Here is a 17,535-nt window from a genome sequence, read left to right as displayed (position 1 = left end):
TAACAGGAGAGTTTTATGTTCAAAGATGATGTTCTGCGCTATTTCAAAAAAAAGCGACTAGTAGCTGAGGCTCTTGGAATTTCACATGTGGCTGTTGTGCGGTGGAAAGCAGTTATTCCCAAACTTCGCGCAATGGAACTGGATGAAATTACTAACGGTGAATTGAAATACAACCCAGAACTTTACAAGAAGCAGGATAGCACCTCGAACGAAGGAAAGAATGATTAATGAAAATCAAGCATGAACACATCCGCATGGCGATGAATGCCTGGGCGCATCCGGACGGTGAAAAAGTTCCGGCAGCTGAAATAACCCAGGCTTATTTTGAGCTTGGTATGACGTTCCCGGAGCTATATGACGACAGGCATCCGGAAGCCCTGGCTCGCAATACTCAGAAAATTTTCCGCTGGGTGGAGAAAGACACCCCTGATGCGGTTAAAAAAATTCAGGCGCTGTTACCGGCGATCGAAAAGGCAATGCCACCTCTGCTGGTGGCCCGAATGCGCAGCCACAGTTCAGCCTATTTTCGGGAGCTGGTGGAGATGCGGGAACGACTGGTGAGAGACGCTGATGATTTTGTCGCAGTGGCGATCGCTGGTTTCAATCAGATGAATCGTGGTGGTCCGGCGGGAAATGCCGTGGTGATGCACTAAAAGCACGGTGTTCGGAGTTTTTTATGAGCAGCAAGCTTCATGGTCTTGTCTGGGAAGGGTGTGCCTTCACCGGCATGATCTTATCCAGGGTGGCAGTAATGGCTCGCCTTGCAGATTACAGCAATGACGAAGGTGTGTCATGGCCTGCAGTGGAGACCATTCGTCGTCAGATTGGAGCAAAGAGTGAATCAACGGTTAAAGCGGCGATAGCGGAACTGGAAAAGAACGGCTGGCTGAAGAAGGAGGAACGTAAGGTCGGTGGGCGTAATGAAAGCAATATCTACCGCCTTAATGTGGAAAAACTCGAAGCAGCAGCAGCGGCGGCGCGTGAGGCATATAAACCGAAAAGAAAAATTAGCCAGGCAAAAAATGACCCGTCAAATATTGCCCCCTCAACGGTTGACCCCTCAAATTTTGATGGATCAACCATTGATAAAAAACAGTCGGATAGGGGGGCGATGGTTGGCCCCGATCCGTCAGTATTAAAACCTGATCCGTCAGATAAAAGATCTTTTCGTCCGGAAGCTTCGCAACCGGACTCGCAGACGGCTGAACAGGATTTTTTAACCCGACACCCTGACGCGGTTGTGTTCAGTGCGAAAAAACGCCAGTGGGGCAGCCAGGAAGATTTAGCGTGTGCGCAGTGGATCTGGGGACGAATCGTGAGTCTTTACGAGCAGGCTGCCAGCGATGATGGCGAAATCATGCGACCGAAAGAACCCAACTGGACTGCATGGGCCAATGATGTGCGCACAATGCGGATGCTGGATGGCAGAACTCACAGACAAATTTGCGAAATGTTTGGTCGGGCACAGCGGGATCCATTCTGGGTAAAAAACGTCATGAGCCCGTCAAAGCTTCGCGAAAAATGGGATGAGCTGGTTATTCGTCTGGGGCGTTCGCCTGTACAGCGTTGCGTGAATCATATTTCCGAGCCGGACACCGAAATTCCGCCGGGATTCAGGGGGTAACGAAGCATGAAAAATATTGCGACAGGCGGTGTTCTTGAACGCATCCGTAAGCTGGCTCCGCAGCATGTAACCGCGCCATACCGAACAGTGGACGAGTGGCGCGAGTGGCAACTTGCAGAAGGCCAGAAGCGTTGCGAGGAGATCAACCGCCAGAATCGTCAGTTGCGGGTGGAAAAAATTCTGAATCGCTCCGGCATCCAGCCGTTGCACCGCAAGTGCTCGTTTGCGAATTACCAGGTGCAGAATGACGGCCAGCGATACGCGTTGAGCCAGGCGAAATCCATCGCCGATGAACTGATGACCGGATGCACAAATTTCGCATTCAGCGGAAAACCTGGTACCGGGAAAAACCACTTAGCGGCGGCTATCGGGAATCGCCTGCTGAAAGATGGCCAGACAGTGATTGTGGTTACCGTGGCTGATGTTATGAGCGCCCTGCACGCCAGCTATGACGACGGGCAGTCAGGCGAAAAATTTTTGCGGGAACTGTGCGAAGTGGATCTGCTGGTTCTTGATGAAATTGGCATTCAGCGCGAGACGAAAAACGAGCAGGTGGTACTGCACCAGATTATTGATCGACGGACAGCGTCGATGCGTAGCGTGGGAATGCTGACAAACTTGAACTATGAGGCCATGAAAACATTGCTCGGCGAGCGGATTATGGATCGCATGACCATGAACGGCGGGCGCTGGGTGAATTTTAACTGGGAGAGCTGGCGCCCGAATGTTGGTCAGCCAGGTATTGAAAAGTAATTTTTACCGGGAGGAAATTTATGGAGACTGTTTTTGACGCACTGAAAGCGATGGGAAAAGCCACGTCGGTAGAGCTGGCTGCGCGACTTGATATCAGTCGTGAAGAAGTACTGAACGAGCTGTGGGAACTGAAAAAGGCTGGCTTCGTTGATAAAAGCGTATACACCTGGCGTGTGGCTGGTGAAGGTGAATCCGGGGTAGCCGAAGAGCAGCCAGCACAATCTGAAGTACAGGATGTGCTAACCAGGGAGGTCGAACGAAAAGTTACCGCTGACATGATGATTGAGTTTATCGGTCAGGAGGGAGCTAAAACGTGTGAGGAACTGGCGGGTAAGTTCGGTGTCAGCACTCGCAAGGTTGCTTCCACGCTGGCGGTAGTAACCGCAACGGGGCGGCTGGCACGCGTAAACCAGAACGGTAAATTTCGCTACTGCATGCCGGGCGGTAATTTACCAGCAGAGCCGAAAGCGGCATCGGTAGCGGAAACTGATGGTAAAGCCTTTCCTCAGCCTGCATGTGTTGCGTTACCAGTACAGGAGGCTGCAACACAGGAAGAAATTAAAACAGAAACTGTGGCGGACATTGTGCAGCCGCTTGAGAAGCGAGTGGATAATCTGGTTCTGCCATCGCTGCGACAGGCAAACCGCGAACTGCGTCGGGCGAAAAATCATGTCCAGAAGTGGGAGCGAGTCTGTGCCGCGCTGCGGGAGCTGAATAAATATCGCGATATTGTCGCCCAGCTTTGCCAGGAGGCAACCAGTGAGCAAGATTGACTATCAGGCACTGCGTGGGGCGGCAGAAGCAATAAAAATAGCAGCCACACCACAAAAATTGCTGGCATTTCGTATGAAAGCCACACCTCAGGTTGTGCTGGAACTGCTGGATGAACGGGAAGCCCAAAACAAACGCATTGCTGAACTGGAAGTTAATCTTGCGGCACTGGCGGCAGAGAATGCCGCATTGAAGCGGTTTATCAAGGGCAGTTGCTATGTATTTCATGGAGAGCAGGCCGACATTTCTGATGAATATTCGCCTGCGGATGAATCGCCACTCATGCCCGACACGCCAGCTATTGACGCCATTCTGGAAAAATCGCGAGCGCAGGGTATTCAGATTGCAATAAATGAACTGGTTGCTCTGGCCCCGAGCCTGGATAAACGAACGATGGATGCATTCTCTGTGGCTGTGGAGCGCCTGCGTAAACTGCTCAAGAAGGGGTCGAGCAGTGAGCAAAATTAACTATCAGGCGCTATTGTTGCAGGCGCTCGCATCAAAGGAGGGGGAGAAAGTGAATCGAACAATAATTGTGACAACTGTTATTTCAGTCCCAGCTAATGCTCCGCATCAGGATATTGATGACTTTGTCGAGAGTAAATTCGGGCAAGACAAGGATATGAAACAGGGCAACTTATGTTATGGAGATGCTACAGAAATAATTAGCCATCATTGGGAGTATGGCTCGCATTACATGAATTAATTGCCATCATTTTATTAACTCAATCCTTAACTGGAGGTATTACTATGCAACATACACAGAAAAACTGATGAATTCGAAATGACCCATTCTGCAATCAACAAAGCATTAGGAGTGATAAGTGATGCACGCAATTAAAGAAGTACCGGTAGAACGTGATGAATATGGCTGCTGGACGCATCCTGAATATGAAAAATTCTGTGATGGTAGAGAACATATTTCAACGGAAGAGTTTAACGCATGGATGGAGGAAAATAATCTTCAATGGACCATCAGAACTATGGATGAAGATGATTTTAATCTGGACGCAGATGGTCCCGATATTGCCTCCTGGAAACCGGAACGACCAGAGGGCGATGGATGGTTTATTGGTTCAATACATGACACCGAAGATGGCCCGGTTTGTGTCTGGTTGCGAAATAAGGCTGAAGCGTAAAGGCGATAAATCACCTGGCAACAAAACACTGAAAATTTAAATCAGAAGTGGTTTTTATTAAATCCTTAACCGGAGGGATTCCTGCACCCTCAAATCATCCGGAGGCCGCCCGAAAGGGCGGTAATGAATGGTCACATTATTCAGAAAAAAATATCCGCGAAAGAGTAGAACGACAGAATTCCTGTTTCTCATTCTGTTTATCGTGTTGATGATACCGATATCCCCGCTATTACTGGTCTGGATAATCGGGAAAATAATTGAGCCAGTTATTGAATTGTATAACGACGTGGTATGGGCGTCGTTCAACGCACTAAACAATAAAATTAATCCGTATAAGGAAAGCTGATATGGCACTGACGAAAAAACAACGTGCAGAACTGCGCATGAAGTTTGGTGGTCGCTGCGCTTATTGCGGCTGCGAACTTGGCGAAAAGTGGCATGCAGACCATGTAAGACCGGTCATTCGTTTTGATGGAAATATGCTTCACCAGGAGCGTGACGATATATCCAACATGGTTCCGGCATGCCACCCATGCAATCTGCACAAGCATTGCAGTAGCCTGGAAGATTATCGGCGAATTATCAGTGATGGTCGTCGTGAATTCCTTGCGTCCGGGAAAGGCAAAGCGCTGGTTCGTATGGGATTGGTTGAAATGAAACCTGACCCGGTTGTGTTCTGGTTTGAAAAATATCAAGAAGGGGCTACAGCATGACCACTTTTACCAATAGCAAACTAACAGACGAATACGTTTCAAATGCAACGTTGATTCGGCTCATTCTGTGGGCTGACCAGCACAATAGTCATTATGTTGCAGCGGCTCTGCGCGAGCTACAGGAGCGCCGCAAGGCTGATAGTGTGCCTGTAGAAATCAACGACGACATGGCTTACGCATTCCATCGCGCACTGTCAGATTCATCGCCAGGTGCTGATGAGGTAGAGGAAATTAAGGCCGGGTTGCGTGCAGCCTTTGCCAATGTCACCACCCAACCAGCACCAGTAGTGCCGGAATTTGAAACATGGTTTAACAGCCAGGAGTCAGGGAGGAGTATATGCAGCACACAGATTCGTCGTTCCCTTCAGGAAATTTCATGGAACGCCTGCTGCGCCGCCATGCTTCAGGGGAAAGGCGATGGTATCCTCACCAATGAGGATACCAAAGGGGACGTTCAGGTACGGGAATTAACAATGTTGATTAAACAACTGGTTAGCCAATTGAGGAAAGCGAAGCCGGACTGCAAATTACCGGAGAAGGCGATGGTCTACCTGAAGCGAAACGGACTGATAAGCGCGGAGGATATTTTACGATGACCTGGCCTGAAGCATTCACAACGGTAGGAATTGCACTGGCGGTGGCGCTGGTTGTGTATTCGATTTGCCGTTGGGGATAAAAACGGTTTGCGGGAAAAGGAGAGTTAAGTAGAATTGCTGCGGGTGCTTGAGGCTATCTGCCTCAGGCATGAACACCAACGGCAGATAGAGAAAAGCCCCAGTTAACATTACGCGTCCTGCAAGACGCTTAACATTAATCTGAGGCTCAATCTATGAACGGCAAATCTAGGTTAGCCTCTTACGTGCCGAAAGGCAAGGAGAAGCAGGCTATGAAGCAGCAAAAGGCGATGTTAATCGCCCTGATCGTCATCTGTTTAACCGTCATAGTGACGGCACTGGTAACGAGGAAAGACCTCTGTGAGGTACGAATCCGAACCGGCCAGACGGAGGTTGCTGTCTTCGTGGACTACGAATCTGAGAAGTAAGAGTGACCAGGCGGGAGAGTAATCTCCCGCCACCTCTGATGTGTCGGCATCCTCAACGCACCCGCGCTTAACCCGCTTCGGCGGGTTTTTTGTTTTACGTATTCTGGTTTACAATCCACAGGCCAGCCTGAACAACTGGCACCTGCTGCGCCAGCAGAGAAAACCGATGGCGCACAATACCAAACATCACAATTCTGATACCGACCTTGCCAGCAGGCACGGGCGGCGTTCTCATACATTCAAATATGACTGGTATCAGCATGACCCCTGCACTGAAGAACAGGCCGAATGGCTGATTCATAACTACCGCAAACGTGGGTATGAGTTTAGGAAAGCCCTCAGCCTCGATTATCGTCACTGGATAATCTACGTCAGACTCCCTTATTCCGAACGCCCACCGCGTCCGTCCCGCACATTCCAGCAACGGATCTGGAGGTAACGTGCGGGTATTGCTTCGACCTGTTCCGGTACCGGAACTCGGGCTGGTGGTCCTTAAGCCTGGTCGTGAATCCATGCAGGTATTTCATAACCCTCGAGTGCTGGTGGAGCCGGAACCGAAAAGCATGCGCGGTCTGCCGTCCGGAGTTGTTCCTGCCATTCGCCAGCCGCTGGCGGAAGACAAATCATTGCTGCCATTTTTCAGTAACGCACGGGTGATTCGTGCTGCTGGTGGTGCTGGTGCATTGTCTGACTGGCTGTTGCGCCATATTAAATCCTGCCAGTGGCCACACGGCGATTATCATCACAGCGAAACCGTCATTCACCGTTATGGTACCGGCGCAATGGTGTTGTGCTGGCACTGCGACAACCAGTTGCGTGACCAGACATCCGAATCACTCGAGCAACTTGCTCATCAAAACCTGTCTGCATGGATGATTGACGTCATACGCAATGCAATGAATGGTACGCAAGAGCGGGAATTATCGCTGGCTGAGTTATCCTGGTGGGCGGTCTGCAATCAGGTGGCGGACGCGCTACCGGAGGCAGTATTACGTCGTTCGTTGGGATTACGTACGGAAAAAATCCTCTCAGTGTACCGCGACAGCGACATCGTACCTGGAGAGCAGACAGCCACCAGCATACTGAAGCAGCGCACAAAAAATATTGTGCTACCGCCTCACGTCCACCAGCAACAGAGCCTGCCACAGGAAAAGACGGTGGTCAGCATTGCCGTTGATCCGGAGTCTCCGGCTCAGTATCTCCAGCGCCAGAAACCACAACGGGAAGAGATGCCCGTATACACGCGCTGGGTAAAAACGCAGAAATGCGTGACGTGTGGCAATCAGGCAGATGATCCGCACCACATCATTGGTCATGGGCTGGGAGGGATGGGAACAAAGGCTGACGATTTGTTTGTTATTCCGCTGTGCCGCAAATGCCATAACGAACTGCATGCTGGGGTAAAAGATTTTGAAGAAAAACACGGCAGCCAGCTGTTGTTGCTGATTCGTTTTTTAATGCACGCGAAAAATTCGGGTGTCCTGAAGTGGAAAGCATGAAATGACTGAACGCATAGAATTTGTTTTGCCTTACCCGCCGACGGTGAACACCTACTGGCGACGTCGTGGCAGCACATATTTTGTATCAAAAGCCGGCGAGCGTTATCGCCGGGATGTGGCGCTAATTGTTCGCCAGCAGCGACTGAAATTAAACCTGTCCGGAAGGCTGGCGATAAAGATTATTGCAGAGCCACCGGATAAGCGTCGCCGTGACCTGGACAATATTCTGAAAGCTCCACTGGATGCGCTGACGCATGCTGGACTACTCATAGACGACGAGCAGTTTGATGAAATCAATATTGTGCGCGGTCAGATCGTTCCCGGTGGGCGGTTGGGCGTGAAAATTTACGAAATAATGCATGACGGGCAGGTCAAAAAATGAAGCTGGAAGATTTACCGAAATACTATTCCCCGAAATCGCCTGGCCTGACCGATGCGTCCGCCTCGACATCAAAAGATGCGCTGAGCATCACTGATGTGATGGCTGCGCAGGGTATGACACAAAACCGGGCTGAGATGGGGTTTTCTGCGTTCCTGGGGAAAATGGGCATTAGTATGAATGACAGGGCGCGGGCAACAGAATTACTGGCGGATTATGCATTAAGTCAGTGCGATCGCGTCGCGGCGTTAAGAAAGCTTCCGGCAGAAATAAAACCGGCAGTGATGCGCATTATGGCTTCGTATGCTTTTGAGGATTATGCCCGCAGCGCAGCGAGTAAAAAGCAATGTCCTTGTTGCCGAGGGGAAAAATTTATTGAAAGCGAGGTTTTTACAAACAAGGTTCAGTATCCGGATGGTAAGCCGCCAGTATGGGCAAAGTGTACGAAAGGTGTGTATCCGTCTTACTGGGAAGAATGGAAAAAAATCCGGGAGTTGGTGAAAGTTTCCTGCCCGGTATGCAAGGGGAAAGGAGAGATTTCCACTGCCTGTAAAGATTGCCGTGGACGCGGTGTTGCCATTCATCGTGAAGAGTCGGAAAAACAGGGCGTACCAGTTTTCAGAAACTGTCAGCGTTGTGGTGGTCGTGGCTATGAAAGGCTGCCATCAACGGAGGCATTTAATGCCATATGCAAAGTGACGAGTGCTATCACGCTTGATACGTGGAAAAAATCAGTGAAATGCTTTTACGATACATTGGTGGTTCGGTTTGACATTGAAGAGGCATGGGCAGAGCAGCAGTTAAAGAGGGTAACGCGATAGTGTTGTTGATTTTTCCCGAATCTGTGGTAAATTTGCCCTAACGATGGGCGTTTTATGCCTGACGTTAGAAAGATTTCTACAACCCGCCGCCGAGCGGGTTTTTTTGTTGTGATAGATTCCAGGTGGCATTCATCAGTGAATCTTGGTTAATGTGTGCTGCTATGTGTTAAAAGATGTCAATTCGTTATTGACTGATATCAAATTATGGAATGATGAATATCATTACTATTGAAAATCCGTTGTTTCAATAGGTGATATTTATGCATAAACTAATTAAATTGCTTTCACTTTTTATTGTACTCTCGATGTCTCAGTCTTATGCCGCTGATAATGAATACATAAGTGCCAGCAACAGCAAGGCGTTTGCATTTTTCTTGCCGACCGGTGTGGCGATGGCCGATCAGTATATTGATGGGCTTAAAAGATATTCAATAACTGAGATAATAAACGATTTTAATGATAATGAGTTGAGGGCAAAGAAAAAGTATAAAGACACATTTATTCTAAACTCAACAGTAAAGGCGATTAAGCAAGGAAGTTTAAATGGCAGACCTTATGTCATTCTTGATGATGGAGATGGCCCTTTTTTTGCCTATTACGATAAAGACTCAGAGAATGAATTAGAATCACTTAACAAAGGCGATAGTGTAGAATTTTTGTGCTCCAATGCGAAAAAAATAGTCTCACCAAGCGCGGAGTGTCATTCTTACGCTTTAAATGCTAAAGTTAAAAATATCTCAGAAAGATATAAAACGATTTTTGACAGAGCTTATAAAGAACAAAATAAGTCTAAAACATTAAAGATATCCTTTATAATTTATTCTCTTCTGGAGAATAAAATTGAAAAGAGTTGTGAAGAGTCTGTCGAAGCATGCAATATGGCAGTAAGGCAACTTACAGATAACGGCGCATTAATTAAATCAATACTTGAGCCTTATGCAGGTAAGTTGAGTAAAATCAAAGAAAGGTACTAAAACCTTATTTCAGACATAAAAAACTCGCCGCTAAGCGAGTTTTTTTATGTCTGAAAAGCGGCACAGGACGTTAAATGCGCTGGTGGTTGCGAATACTGGTCTTTCAGCTTGCTGGCTTTTTCGACAAGAGTTATTGGTATGTCACGTTAACCAGAAAAGGAAAAAAGACATGCTAAAACAGCAGGATATGACCGAAACTGCCAGAGTAGTGTTTAATGAATTAAGCGTCACCGAACCGGCGACCGTCGGGGAAATTGCGCAGAATACGTACCTTTCACGCGAACGCTGCCAGTTAATACTGACTCAGCTTGTTATGGCGGGTCTGGCAGATTATCAGTTCGGTTGTTACAGACGCCTTCCGCAGTGAAGGCTTTTTAATTTGTGGTAATGGGCGGCTGGTGGGTGTTAGCGGCACCTGCCAGCCATCTGCTCATGCGTTGGGGTCACAAGCAAACCTCAGGCCCATCTGCTTTGCGCAAAAGCGGTATGAGCCTATCAGAGAAGTGCTTATTGATCTATGGCTAATACTGTAAAAATATCCAGTTGTGAGTTAATCAACGCTGATTGCCTGGAATTTATCCAGACCTTACCGGAAAACTCTGTCGATCTGATAGTCACAGACCCGCCATACTTTAAAGTGAAGCCCGAGGGCTGGGATAACCAGTGGAAGGGCGACGATGATTACCTGAAATGGCTGGATCAGTGTCTGGCGCAATTCTGGCGGGTACTGAAACCTGCCGGAAGTCTCTACCTGTTCTGTGGTCATCGTCTGGCATCTGACACCGAAATCATGATGCGTGAACGCTTTAATGTGCTGAACCACATTATCTGGGCGAAGCCGTCCGGACGCTGGAACGGATGCAACAAGGAAAGCCTGCGGGCGTATTTCCCGGCAACAGAGCGCATTCTGTTTGCCGAACATTATCAGGGGCCATACCAGCCCAAAAATGACGGCTATGCGGCAAAGGGGCGCGAACTTAAGCAGCACGTCATGGCTCCGTTGATTTCTTACTTTCGTGATGCGCGTGAATCACTGGGAATAACGTCAAAACAGATAGCGGAAGCTACCGGAAAGAAAAACATGGCTTCGCACTGGTTTGGTACCAGTCAGTGGCAGTTACCGAACGAGGGTGATTACAACAAATTGCAGGCGTTGTTTGCGCGTGTTGCGGCAGAAAAACATCAGCGAGGGGAGCTGGAAAAGCCACACCACCAGCTGGTCAGCACATACAGTGAACTGAACCGGCAATATGCCAGCCTGCTGGAAGAGTACAAATCCCTGCGGCGTTATTTTTCCGTATCAGTTGCCGTTCCGTATACGGATGTCTGGATGCACAAACCTGTGCAGTATTATCCGGGCAAACATCCCTGTGAAAAACCGGCGGATATGTTGCGGCAGATAATTGAGGCCAGCAGTCGCCCCGGTGATTTGGTTGCTGATTTTTTTATGGGGTCTGGCTCAACAATAAAAGCGGCACTTTCACTGGGACGCCGTGCGATTGGCGTGGAACTGGAAGAAGAGAGATTTAATCAGACTGTAACTGAAATAAAAAAGAATCGTTAAATATGCATTTAATAATTTCTTTATTTCATAAAAAATAAAAACATATATGTATATTTACAAATCTTGATGGAATTTTCCATTGAAAAGAGAGCCGGTATTATTAATATCAGTCTCCGGTTCCGAGGGGGATGTAAAGCGCGGTCATTTTTATTTCTCTTGAGGAACCAGTGCCGACTTAGCTCAGTAGGTAGAGCAACTGACTTGTAATCAGTAGGTCACCAGTTCGATTCCGGTAGCCGGCACCATATGCGGGTATCGTATAATGGCTATTACCTCAGCCTTCCAAGCTGATGATGCGGGTTCGATTCCCGCTGCCCGCTCCAGAGGAACAAGCCTTATTGTATTGCAGCACTGGCGTATTTTTTATTACGTGGGAGCAGGTTGTTTTGAAAAAGCATTCTGTTCTCTGGCTATGATTTGAGGCCGGGTGTAGCCTCAGTGCTGATTTTTTTACGGCAGCAGAATGGTGCATTATCGGTAGAGATTTGCAATGTCTCTGGCAGGGGCCGGTGATGCATCATCCCGATGTTGTAAACATCGCTCAGATAACGTTGAAATCAATCAAACCCAGGAAATACATCCTTAACCGCCGCACCAGGCGGTTTTTTTTATTCACAATCCTGTTTCTTATGGCTCGCTACGGCGGGCCTTTTTTATATCCGCGCCACGCCCGGCGCACATCAAAAAAAACCACAGAGCCTTTCAGGGGTGAGCTTACGGGATGGTCAGTGTGACTTTCTCTGTGGGCTGGTCACCCCCGGGCGCAGGCTCACCCACTAAAAGGAAAAGTCACGATGTTTGGTATTTTCAAAAAGAAAACCCGCAAGGCCATTACCGAAGTTAAGAAGATGGAGAACCGCGACGCAGTGGAGGCGACCGTCTGGGGCGCGTATTCCATTGCATATGCTGACGGCACCTGTGATGCGAAAGAAATCGCGGTACTGGAGAAAACCATTGCAGCACTTCCTGCCTTTGCGCCGTTCTCCGGTGAGATTGCACAAATGAGTGCAAATATCCGCGCCCGTTATGAAGCGTCGCCGCGCTCTGCCAATGCTGAAGCCCTTCGTCAGCTGGCTGATGTTGCCGGTACTGATGACGCAGTTAATGTGCTGTGCCTGTGCCTTGATATCGCTGACCAGGATGGCATTGGTCCGGATGAAGAAGCACAGCTCAAGAAAATTGCTCAGGCGCTGCAGTTGCCGCTGGAGCAGTACCTGTGAAAAGTGCGCGCCTTGTGCTGGCTGCCATCCTGCTGTTTCTGGTAGTGGCGGTGGATTTCACCGGACGACTGATGTCGGTGCTGGCAGATGGTGTGCTGGTGGCGATGGCGCTGGTCGTGCTCCGGCCTTTACTGCGCAAATCTGAATAACACCACACAAAAGGCATCTGCGGGTGCCTTTGACGGGGTGTTGTTTTTTTACGGGCCGCTGGTGGCCCTTTTTTATTTACAGGAGAAAAAAGTATGTCTGAACCCTTATCCGGTTCCGGCACGGCTGCGGCGCTCGGCGGGGCGACGGTATTCGGGCTGTTTACCGGAACGGATTTCGGGATTGTGTTTGGTGCGTTCGCCGGGGCGTTATTTGTGGCAACGATGCCGCAGACGCTTTCAGCCTGGCGTGTTGCGGCGCATTTTCTGGTGTCGTTTATCGTGGGCGTACTGGGGGCGCGCGTGCTGTCAGCCTGGATTGCTGTAAAAACAGGGCATGACGGCACCTCTGCTGATGCGCTGTGTGCTGTGGTGGTGTCTGTATTGTCGGTAAAAGTGCTGTCCTTTGTGCACAGGCAGGACGTTATATCACTGATGTCCTGTCTGCTCTCCCGCCTGAAGAGTGGAGGAGGCGACAATGTTAAGTAGCCTTCCCGGATTACTGAATGTGGCGTTATGCACGGTTATCGTGCTGACGCTCTTTTTTTATCGTCGCCGTGATTCCAGACATAAACCGCTGATGTCATGGCTGGCCTGGCTGCTGATGCTGCTGTATGCCTTTGCGCCCCTCAGCTATCTGTGTGGTCGCCCGTTAGCAACGGGCTGGCTGGAAGTGTTTTTTAACCTGCTGTTCTGCGTGCTGGTAATACGCGCACGCGGGAACGTCGCAAGAATCTTTCCATTGTTGAGGTGAATATGTCGGGTAAATTCAGATTCAGTCGTCGCAGTGAAAAAAATCTGGAGGGCGTTAAACCACAGCTGGTTGCTGTCGTTCGCCGTGCGCTGGAGCTGACGGAGGTTGATTTCGGTATTACGGAAGGGCTGCGCACGAAAGAACGCCAGAAACAGCTGGTCGCGGAAGGGAAAAGCCAGACCATGAACAGCCGCCACCTGACCGGTGATGCGGTGGATGTTGTTGCCTACATTGGTAGCCAGGTGTCATGGGACTGGCCTCTGTACGAGAAAATCGCGCAGGCATTTAAGCAGGCTGCCGCAGAGCTGGGAACTGCCATCGAATGGGGCGGGGACTGGAAAACGCTGAAAGACGGGCCTCACTTTCAGTTGAAACGCTGATAACCAGGTGTGTTATGAGCCGAAAACACTGGACACACAGAATGCCGCGAACGGCGGCGAAATGGGCACTGGTAGCGATACTGGTACCTTTTTTCCTGGTGGGATGCGTCAGCCTGGATAAAGCGCGTCAGCTTTTCGATACGGCTTCTCAGGTCTGCCAGCTTATCGATGGCGTTCGGCAGTGTCTGCAGAACTGATCATCTGTAATAGCAGAATATTTTGCTGAAAAATGAAGAGTGCGCCAGCGTCCGGAAAGCATGAAATTCTGTGTTAGTGGCTATTCAATAAAATAAATTCTTTCTGTCGCCGCGAATACTTAAATGTTGATCAGTGCCCGGTGCGGCGACGGGCTTCGATATCAGGAGACGATGATGGAAAAAACAGAAAACAAACCGATTGTAATTGGTGCTGATGCTGCTCCGTTTAAGTTTGAGTTGTCTCAACTGGTGGAGATGCGCATCAGTGATGAATGGGGTGAGGTTAAAGCCCGTGCGCAGTATGCGGATGGCGAAAACCAGTACTTGATCCACTACAAGGCAGCTGACGGTCGCGCCACGACGGAGTGGTTTGGTGAGTCAATGCTGGAAGCAACAGAAGATGATCGTCATCCTGGTTGTCCGGTATTTGCCTGCATGAAATTGCCGGAAGGCGCAGTAGTTGAACTGCAGCCGGGTGAGATGTTCGTGATGACAGACATCATTGATGGTAAACCGCAGTATTCGCGTATTGAAATGAATGGTAAGAGTGCTCGCCTGATTCGTGAGTAACAGGCATTACAGCAGCCCTTCTGTGTGAGGGGTTGCGATAATGCAGGTGTTAGAGCGTGTAAATGATAATTACTCCCATTTCAACGGGTCCTTTCTGGAACCTGAAACACCGAGGGTCTGGGGACGCGCAAAAACGCGCTATTTATGAAAATTTTCCAGGAAAAAGCATGTCGGTACTTCTCGCGCGTAACTGTTTGTTTTTTCAGATATCGTATCTGTAAAAGGTCCGACATGATATCGCTCAAAAATGCCTTATTCAGGCGTTTTCATGTCGGACCTTGTATTTGATATGGAAATGTATTGTGAAAGTTAACAAAAAGAAGCTTGCCGAAATTTTCAACGTGGATCCACGAACGATTGAACGTTGGCAGTCTCAGGGGCTGAGAGTTTTGTCGGGGGGAGGCAAAGGTATCGAGGCCATGTTCAATACTGCAGAAGCCATTGAGTGGTATGCGCAGCGGGAAAAAGATATCGAAAATGAAAAGCTCCGCAAAGAACTGGAAGATTCGCGTGCGGCTGCAGAATCAGATTTACAACCCGGCACCATTGACTATGAACGCTACCGGCTCACTAAAGCACAGGCTGACGCACAGGAGCTGAAAAATGCCCGCGAAGAAGGGCTGGTGCTGGAAACGGAATTGTTTACCTTCATTCTGCAACGTGTGGCACAGGAGATTTCGGGGATACTTGTACGTGTGCCGCTGACATTACAGCGTAAATATCCGGATATTTCACCGTCACACCTTGATGTGGTGAAAACTGAAATCGCGAAAGCCTCCAATGTTGCAGCTAAAGCCGGTGAAAACGTGGGCAGGTGGATTGATGATTTCAGACGCACAGAAGGCAGCTAATGCAGCCGGTGCGATAGCTACAGGGCTTTTATCTCTCAATATTCCGGTTCCACTGACGACGGTTCAGTGGGCTGATCAACATTATTATCTGCCGAAAGAATCTTCATACACTCCCGGACAATGGGAAACCCTGCCGTTTCAGGTTGCCATTATGAACAGCATGGGAAATGACCGGATCCGCACCGTTAATCTGATTAAATCGGCGCGCGTTGGTTACACCAAAATGCTGTTGGGGGTGGAGGCTTATTTTATTGAGCATAAATCCCGTAACAGTCTGCTTTTTCAGCCAACAGATTCTGCTGCAGAAGATTTCATGAAATCTCATGTTGAGCCAACGATCAGGGATGTTCCTGCATTGCTGGAGCTGGCTCCATGGTTCGGAAGAAAGCACCGCGATAATACACTCACCCTGAAGCGTTTTTCCTCCGGTGTGGGTTTCTGGTGCCTGGGCGGTGCCGCAGCTAAAAACTACCGTGAAAAATCTGTGGATGTGGTCTGCTATGACGAACTCTCCTCGTTTGAACCGGATGTGGAAAAAGAAGGTTCGCCGACGCTGCTTGGCGATAAACGTATCGAAGGCTCGGTATGGCCTAAATCCATACGCGGCTCAACGCCAAAAATCAAAGGTTCCTGTCAGATTGAGAAAGCCGCGAATGAATCTGCGCATTTCATGCGGTTTTATGTCCCTTGCCCTCATTGCGGGGAGGCCCAGTATCTGAAGTTTGGCGATGATGCGACGCCGTTTGGCCTGAAATGGGAGAAGGGTAAACCGGAAACGGTGTATTACCTGTGTGAACATAATGGCTGTGTGATCCGGCAGTCGGAACTTGACCAGACCGACGGACGCTGGATTTGTGACAATACCGGGATGTGGACGCGTGACGGCCTGACATTTTACAGCGCCGGTGATGAGGAGGTGCCACCACCGCGCTCAATCACGTACCACGTGTGGACGGCCTATAGTCCGTTCACCACCTGGGTGCAGATTGTTTATGACTGGCTGGATGCGCTGAAGGATCCGAACGGCGTCAAGACGTTTATTAACACCACGCTCGGGGAGCCCTATGAAGAGGCCGTGGCAGAAAAACTGAGCTTTGAGTTGTTGCTGGAAAAAGTCTGCCACTATGGCGCGCAGGTTCCCCTGCGGGTGGTTTACCTGACCGCCGGGATCGACTCCCAGAAAGATCGCTATGAAATTTATGTCTGGGGCTGGGCTCCCGGCGAAGAAGCCTTTCTGATTGATAAGCAAATTATCATGGGGCGACCGGAAGACGAGGACACCCTTAAACGTGTTGATACGGTGATCCGGAAAAAATATCGTCATGCTGACGGTACTGAAATTTCCATTTCCCGCGTCTGCTGGGATACCGGTGGTATCGACCAGGACATTGTGTATCAGCGTTCCAGGAAACACGGCACTTTTTTTGTGCTTCCCATAAAAGGGGCATCGGTGTACGGCAAGCCGGTGATCACCATGCCCAAAAAGCGCAACCAGCGTGGTGTGTTTTTGTGTGAGGTGGGCTCCGATACCGTCAAGGAAATGCTGTACGCCCGTTTTGCCCTGCCGGTGGTATCTGCCAATGAAGCCGCCCCGTATACCTTCCGTTTTCCGGATAACCCCGACATTTTTTCGGAAGAAGAGGCGCGTCAGATCGTGGCGGAAGAGCTGGTGGAGAAGGTGGTTAATGGCAGGGTGAAACTGCTGTGGGATAAAAAAGGGCGACGCAACGAAGCCCTCGACTGCCTGGTATATGCCTATGCTGCCCTGCGTATTTCAGTTCAGCGGTGGCAGCTTGATCTTGAAGCACTGGCCCGTGCCAGAAGAGATGAGCAGGACGACGATGAGATGAGTCTGGAAGAAATCGCGGCTGCGCTGAGTGGAGGATAAAGAATGGTTTATACGCATGAAATGCTTTGTGATGCCCGACGGGCATTACATGAACTGATGATCGGACGTGCTGTGGTTTCCGTCAGCAAGGACGGGCGTCAGGTTCAGTATTCGCGGGCGACGATTGGTGAACTGCGTCAGTATATTGAAGAGCTGGAAAGTGCGCTGGGTGTATCCGGACGGCGTCGCGGCCCGGCAGGAGTGGGGCTGTGAACGGGGAACTGGTGGATCTTCACGGGCAGCCACTGCG

General features: G+C 49.6%; 29 protein-coding genes and 2 tRNA genes. All 31 read left to right on the top strand.

Annotated elements, in window-relative coordinates; translation table 11 throughout:
• The first annotated feature begins 15 nt into the window (after window positions 1–15).
• Entirely contained in the window at window positions 16–228 is a 213-nt protein-coding gene (locus ACK8NJ_RS14070) for a Cro/CI family transcriptional regulator (RefSeq protein WP_000471548.1), read from the top strand.
• Window positions 228–653 carry a toxin YdaT family protein gene (locus tag ACK8NJ_RS14065; RefSeq protein WP_000693830.1) on the top strand — a complete coding sequence of 142 codons (426 nt, stop codon included), beginning with the start codon at window positions 228–230 and terminating at the stop codon, window positions 651–653. The genes ACK8NJ_RS14070 and ACK8NJ_RS14065 overlap by 1 nt, the downstream gene beginning before the upstream one ends.
• Window positions 654–676: 23 nt before the next feature.
• Window positions 677–1,624, top strand: a complete 948-nt coding sequence (locus ACK8NJ_RS14060) for a helix-turn-helix domain-containing protein (RefSeq protein WP_411961726.1) — start codon at window positions 677–679, stop codon at window positions 1,622–1,624.
• A 6-nt stretch (window positions 1,625–1,630) separates the two neighbouring features.
• Window positions 1,631–2,377: an ATP-binding protein gene (locus ACK8NJ_RS14055; protein WP_086625358.1), complete on the top strand. Its 747-nt coding sequence runs from the start codon at window positions 1,631–1,633 to the stop codon at window positions 2,375–2,377.
• Window positions 2,378–2,397: 20 nt separating this feature from the next.
• Window positions 2,398–3,150 (top strand): DUF1627 domain-containing protein, encoded by a 753-nt coding sequence (locus ACK8NJ_RS14050; RefSeq protein ID WP_411961725.1) that lies wholly within the window; start codon window positions 2,398–2,400, stop codon window positions 3,148–3,150.
• The gene (locus ACK8NJ_RS14045; RefSeq protein ID WP_274429460.1) at window positions 3,137–3,616 is read left to right on the top strand and encodes an ead/Ea22-like family protein; all 480 of its coding nucleotides are present in this window, start codon (window positions 3,137–3,139) and stop codon (window positions 3,614–3,616) included. The genes ACK8NJ_RS14050 and ACK8NJ_RS14045 overlap by 14 nt, the downstream gene beginning before the upstream one ends.
• Entirely contained in the window at window positions 3,603–3,854 is a 252-nt protein-coding gene (locus tag ACK8NJ_RS14040) for a hypothetical protein (protein ID WP_262253273.1), read from the top strand. The genes ACK8NJ_RS14045 and ACK8NJ_RS14040 overlap by 14 nt, the downstream gene beginning before the upstream one ends.
• A 121-nt stretch (window positions 3,855–3,975) precedes the next feature.
• A complete protein-coding gene (locus tag ACK8NJ_RS14035; protein WP_157709477.1) occupies window positions 3,976–4,287 on the top strand; it encodes a hypothetical protein in 312 nt (103 codons plus the stop codon).
• Between the two features lie 127 nt (window positions 4,288–4,414).
• Window positions 4,415–4,633 carry a DUF4014 family protein gene (locus tag ACK8NJ_RS14030; RefSeq protein ID WP_411961724.1) on the top strand — a complete coding sequence of 73 codons (219 nt, stop codon included), beginning with the start codon at window positions 4,415–4,417 and terminating at the stop codon, window positions 4,631–4,633.
• Between the two features lies 1 nt (window position 4,634).
• Window positions 4,635–5,000 (top strand): HNH endonuclease, encoded by a 366-nt coding sequence (locus ACK8NJ_RS14025; RefSeq protein ID WP_325893294.1) that lies wholly within the window; start codon window positions 4,635–4,637, stop codon window positions 4,998–5,000.
• On the top strand, window positions 4,997–5,596 hold the full coding sequence (locus tag ACK8NJ_RS14020) for a hypothetical protein (RefSeq protein WP_001605314.1): 600 nt from the start codon (window positions 4,997–4,999) through the stop codon (window positions 5,594–5,596). Before ACK8NJ_RS14025 ends, ACK8NJ_RS14020 begins: the two co-directional genes overlap by 4 nt.
• A 290-nt stretch (window positions 5,597–5,886) precedes the next feature.
• Window positions 5,887–6,042: a Hok/Gef family protein gene (locus ACK8NJ_RS14015; RefSeq protein ID WP_000813258.1), complete on the top strand. Its 156-nt coding sequence runs from the start codon at window positions 5,887–5,889 to the stop codon at window positions 6,040–6,042.
• 166 nt (window positions 6,043–6,208) lie between these two features.
• Complete coding sequence (locus tag ACK8NJ_RS14010) at window positions 6,209–6,481, top strand: hypothetical protein (RefSeq protein ID WP_161620825.1); 273 nt, start codon at window positions 6,209–6,211, stop codon at window positions 6,479–6,481.
• A gap of 1 nt (window position 6,482) precedes the next feature.
• Window positions 6,483–7,541, top strand: a complete 1,059-nt coding sequence (locus tag ACK8NJ_RS14005) for a DUF968 domain-containing protein (protein ID WP_411961723.1) — start codon at window positions 6,483–6,485, stop codon at window positions 7,539–7,541.
• A 1-nt stretch (window position 7,542) separates the two neighbouring features.
• Complete coding sequence (locus tag ACK8NJ_RS14000) at window positions 7,543–7,923, top strand: RusA family crossover junction endodeoxyribonuclease (protein WP_095374195.1); 381 nt, start codon at window positions 7,543–7,545, stop codon at window positions 7,921–7,923.
• On the top strand, window positions 7,920–8,741 hold the full coding sequence (locus ACK8NJ_RS13995; protein ID WP_063100518.1) for an antitermination protein: 822 nt from the start codon (window positions 7,920–7,922) through the stop codon (window positions 8,739–8,741). Before ACK8NJ_RS14000 ends, ACK8NJ_RS13995 begins: the two co-directional genes overlap by 4 nt.
• 260 nt (window positions 8,742–9,001) lie before the next feature.
• The gene (locus ACK8NJ_RS13990) at window positions 9,002–9,715 is read left to right on the top strand and encodes an OB-fold protein (RefSeq protein ID WP_063100517.1); all 714 of its coding nucleotides are present in this window, start codon (window positions 9,002–9,004) and stop codon (window positions 9,713–9,715) included.
• A gap of 169 nt (window positions 9,716–9,884) precedes the next feature.
• On the top strand, window positions 9,885–10,082 hold the full coding sequence (locus ACK8NJ_RS13985; protein ID WP_000917767.1) for a hypothetical protein: 198 nt from the start codon (window positions 9,885–9,887) through the stop codon (window positions 10,080–10,082).
• 150 nt (window positions 10,083–10,232) lie between these two features.
• Window positions 10,233–11,279 (top strand): DNA-methyltransferase, encoded by a 1,047-nt coding sequence (locus ACK8NJ_RS13980; RefSeq protein WP_411961722.1) that lies wholly within the window; start codon window positions 10,233–10,235, stop codon window positions 11,277–11,279.
• 169 nt (window positions 11,280–11,448) lie between these two features.
• Window positions 11,449–11,524 (top strand) — tRNA-Thr (locus tag ACK8NJ_RS13975).
• Window positions 11,525–11,527: 3 nt separating this feature from the next.
• Window positions 11,528–11,602, top strand: a tRNA-Gly gene (locus ACK8NJ_RS13970).
• 471 nt (window positions 11,603–12,073) lie between these two features.
• Window positions 12,074–12,499, top strand: a complete 426-nt coding sequence (locus ACK8NJ_RS13965; RefSeq protein ID WP_000466940.1) for a tellurite resistance TerB family protein — start codon at window positions 12,074–12,076, stop codon at window positions 12,497–12,499.
• Entirely contained in the window at window positions 12,496–12,648 is a 153-nt protein-coding gene (locus tag ACK8NJ_RS13960) for a DUF3927 family protein (protein WP_000833645.1), read from the top strand. Before ACK8NJ_RS13965 ends, ACK8NJ_RS13960 begins: the two co-directional genes overlap by 4 nt.
• A 93-nt stretch (window positions 12,649–12,741) precedes the next feature.
• A complete protein-coding gene (locus tag ACK8NJ_RS13955) occupies window positions 12,742–13,134 on the top strand; it encodes a putative holin (RefSeq protein ID WP_021558741.1) in 393 nt (130 codons plus the stop codon).
• Window positions 13,124–13,399 (top strand): phage holin family protein, encoded by a 276-nt coding sequence (locus tag ACK8NJ_RS13950; protein ID WP_021558840.1) that lies wholly within the window; start codon window positions 13,124–13,126, stop codon window positions 13,397–13,399. Before ACK8NJ_RS13955 ends, ACK8NJ_RS13950 begins: the two co-directional genes overlap by 11 nt.
• A gap of 2 nt (window positions 13,400–13,401) precedes the next feature.
• Entirely contained in the window at window positions 13,402–13,779 is a 378-nt protein-coding gene (locus tag ACK8NJ_RS13945; protein WP_062887077.1) for a M15 family metallopeptidase, read from the top strand.
• Window positions 13,780–13,793: 14 nt separating this feature from the next.
• Window positions 13,794–13,976, top strand: a complete 183-nt coding sequence (locus ACK8NJ_RS13940) for a hypothetical protein (RefSeq protein ID WP_225520989.1) — start codon at window positions 13,794–13,796, stop codon at window positions 13,974–13,976.
• Between the two features lie 174 nt (window positions 13,977–14,150).
• Window positions 14,151–14,546 (top strand): hypothetical protein, encoded by a 396-nt coding sequence (locus ACK8NJ_RS13935; protein ID WP_124353693.1) that lies wholly within the window; start codon window positions 14,151–14,153, stop codon window positions 14,544–14,546.
• 302 nt (window positions 14,547–14,848) lie between these two features.
• A complete protein-coding gene (locus tag ACK8NJ_RS13930; RefSeq protein ID WP_053289463.1) occupies window positions 14,849–15,397 on the top strand; it encodes a terminase small subunit in 549 nt (182 codons plus the stop codon).
• Entirely contained in the window at window positions 15,369–17,285 is a 1,917-nt protein-coding gene (locus ACK8NJ_RS13925) for a phage terminase large subunit family protein (protein ID WP_411961721.1), read from the top strand. Before ACK8NJ_RS13930 ends, ACK8NJ_RS13925 begins: the two co-directional genes overlap by 29 nt.
• 3 nt (window positions 17,286–17,288) lie before the next feature.
• Window positions 17,289–17,498: a phage head-tail joining protein gene (locus ACK8NJ_RS13920; protein ID WP_000263126.1), complete on the top strand. Its 210-nt coding sequence runs from the start codon at window positions 17,289–17,291 to the stop codon at window positions 17,496–17,498.
• Window positions 17,499–17,535 lie beyond the last annotated feature (37 nt).

This window comes from Escherichia sp. F1, from assembly GCF_046764225.1.
GTDB lineage: Bacteria > Pseudomonadota > Gammaproteobacteria > Enterobacterales > Enterobacteriaceae > Escherichia > Escherichia coli.
Note: the sequence above shows the minus strand (reverse complement) of the source record. Positions and strands in the feature narration are given on the sequence as shown.

Bases quoted from the DNA above. Each gene is read 5' to 3' on its own strand.
- ACK8NJ_RS14070 (WP_000471548.1), top strand. From the start codon at position 16: ATGTTCAAAGATGATGTTCTGCGCTATTTCAAAAAAAAGCGACTAGTA.
- ACK8NJ_RS14065 (WP_000693830.1), top strand. From the start codon at position 228: ATGAAAATCAAGCATGAACACATCCGCATGGCGATGAATGCCTGGGCG.
- ACK8NJ_RS14060 (WP_411961726.1), top strand. From the start codon at position 677: ATGAGCAGCAAGCTTCATGGTCTTGTCTGGGAAGGGTGTGCCTTCACC.
- ACK8NJ_RS14055 (WP_086625358.1), top strand. From the start codon at position 1,631: ATGAAAAATATTGCGACAGGCGGTGTTCTTGAACGCATCCGTAAGCTG.
- ACK8NJ_RS14050 (WP_411961725.1), top strand. From the start codon at position 2,398: ATGGAGACTGTTTTTGACGCACTGAAAGCGATGGGAAAAGCCACGTCG.
- ACK8NJ_RS14035 (WP_157709477.1), top strand. From the start codon at position 3,976: ATGCACGCAATTAAAGAAGTACCGGTAGAACGTGATGAATATGGCTGC.
- ACK8NJ_RS14030 (WP_411961724.1), top strand. From the start codon at position 4,415: ATGGTCACATTATTCAGAAAAAAATATCCGCGAAAGAGTAGAACGACA.
- ACK8NJ_RS14025 (WP_325893294.1), top strand. From the start codon at position 4,635: ATGGCACTGACGAAAAAACAACGTGCAGAACTGCGCATGAAGTTTGGT.
- ACK8NJ_RS14020 (WP_001605314.1), top strand. From the start codon at position 4,997: ATGACCACTTTTACCAATAGCAAACTAACAGACGAATACGTTTCAAAT.
- ACK8NJ_RS14015 (WP_000813258.1), top strand. From the start codon at position 5,887: ATGAAGCAGCAAAAGGCGATGTTAATCGCCCTGATCGTCATCTGTTTA.
- ACK8NJ_RS14010 (WP_161620825.1), top strand. From the start codon at position 6,209: ATGGCGCACAATACCAAACATCACAATTCTGATACCGACCTTGCCAGC.
- ACK8NJ_RS14000 (WP_095374195.1), top strand. From the start codon at position 7,543: ATGACTGAACGCATAGAATTTGTTTTGCCTTACCCGCCGACGGTGAAC.
- ACK8NJ_RS13995 (WP_063100518.1), top strand. From the start codon at position 7,920: ATGAAGCTGGAAGATTTACCGAAATACTATTCCCCGAAATCGCCTGGC.
- ACK8NJ_RS13990 (WP_063100517.1), top strand. From the start codon at position 9,002: ATGCATAAACTAATTAAATTGCTTTCACTTTTTATTGTACTCTCGATG.
- ACK8NJ_RS13985 (WP_000917767.1), top strand. From the start codon at position 9,885: ATGCTAAAACAGCAGGATATGACCGAAACTGCCAGAGTAGTGTTTAAT.
- ACK8NJ_RS13980 (WP_411961722.1), top strand. From the start codon at position 10,233: ATGGCTAATACTGTAAAAATATCCAGTTGTGAGTTAATCAACGCTGAT.
- ACK8NJ_RS13965 (WP_000466940.1), top strand. From the start codon at position 12,074: ATGTTTGGTATTTTCAAAAAGAAAACCCGCAAGGCCATTACCGAAGTT.
- ACK8NJ_RS13955 (WP_021558741.1), top strand. From the start codon at position 12,742: ATGTCTGAACCCTTATCCGGTTCCGGCACGGCTGCGGCGCTCGGCGGG.
- ACK8NJ_RS13950 (WP_021558840.1), top strand. From the start codon at position 13,124: ATGTTAAGTAGCCTTCCCGGATTACTGAATGTGGCGTTATGCACGGTT.
- ACK8NJ_RS13945 (WP_062887077.1), top strand. From the start codon at position 13,402: ATGTCGGGTAAATTCAGATTCAGTCGTCGCAGTGAAAAAAATCTGGAG.
- ACK8NJ_RS13940 (WP_225520989.1), top strand. From the start codon at position 13,794: ATGAGCCGAAAACACTGGACACACAGAATGCCGCGAACGGCGGCGAAA.
- ACK8NJ_RS13935 (WP_124353693.1), top strand. From the start codon at position 14,151: ATGGAAAAAACAGAAAACAAACCGATTGTAATTGGTGCTGATGCTGCT.
- ACK8NJ_RS13925 (WP_411961721.1), top strand. From the start codon at position 15,369: ATGATTTCAGACGCACAGAAGGCAGCTAATGCAGCCGGTGCGATAGCT.
- ACK8NJ_RS13920 (WP_000263126.1), top strand. From the start codon at position 17,289: ATGGTTTATACGCATGAAATGCTTTGTGATGCCCGACGGGCATTACAT.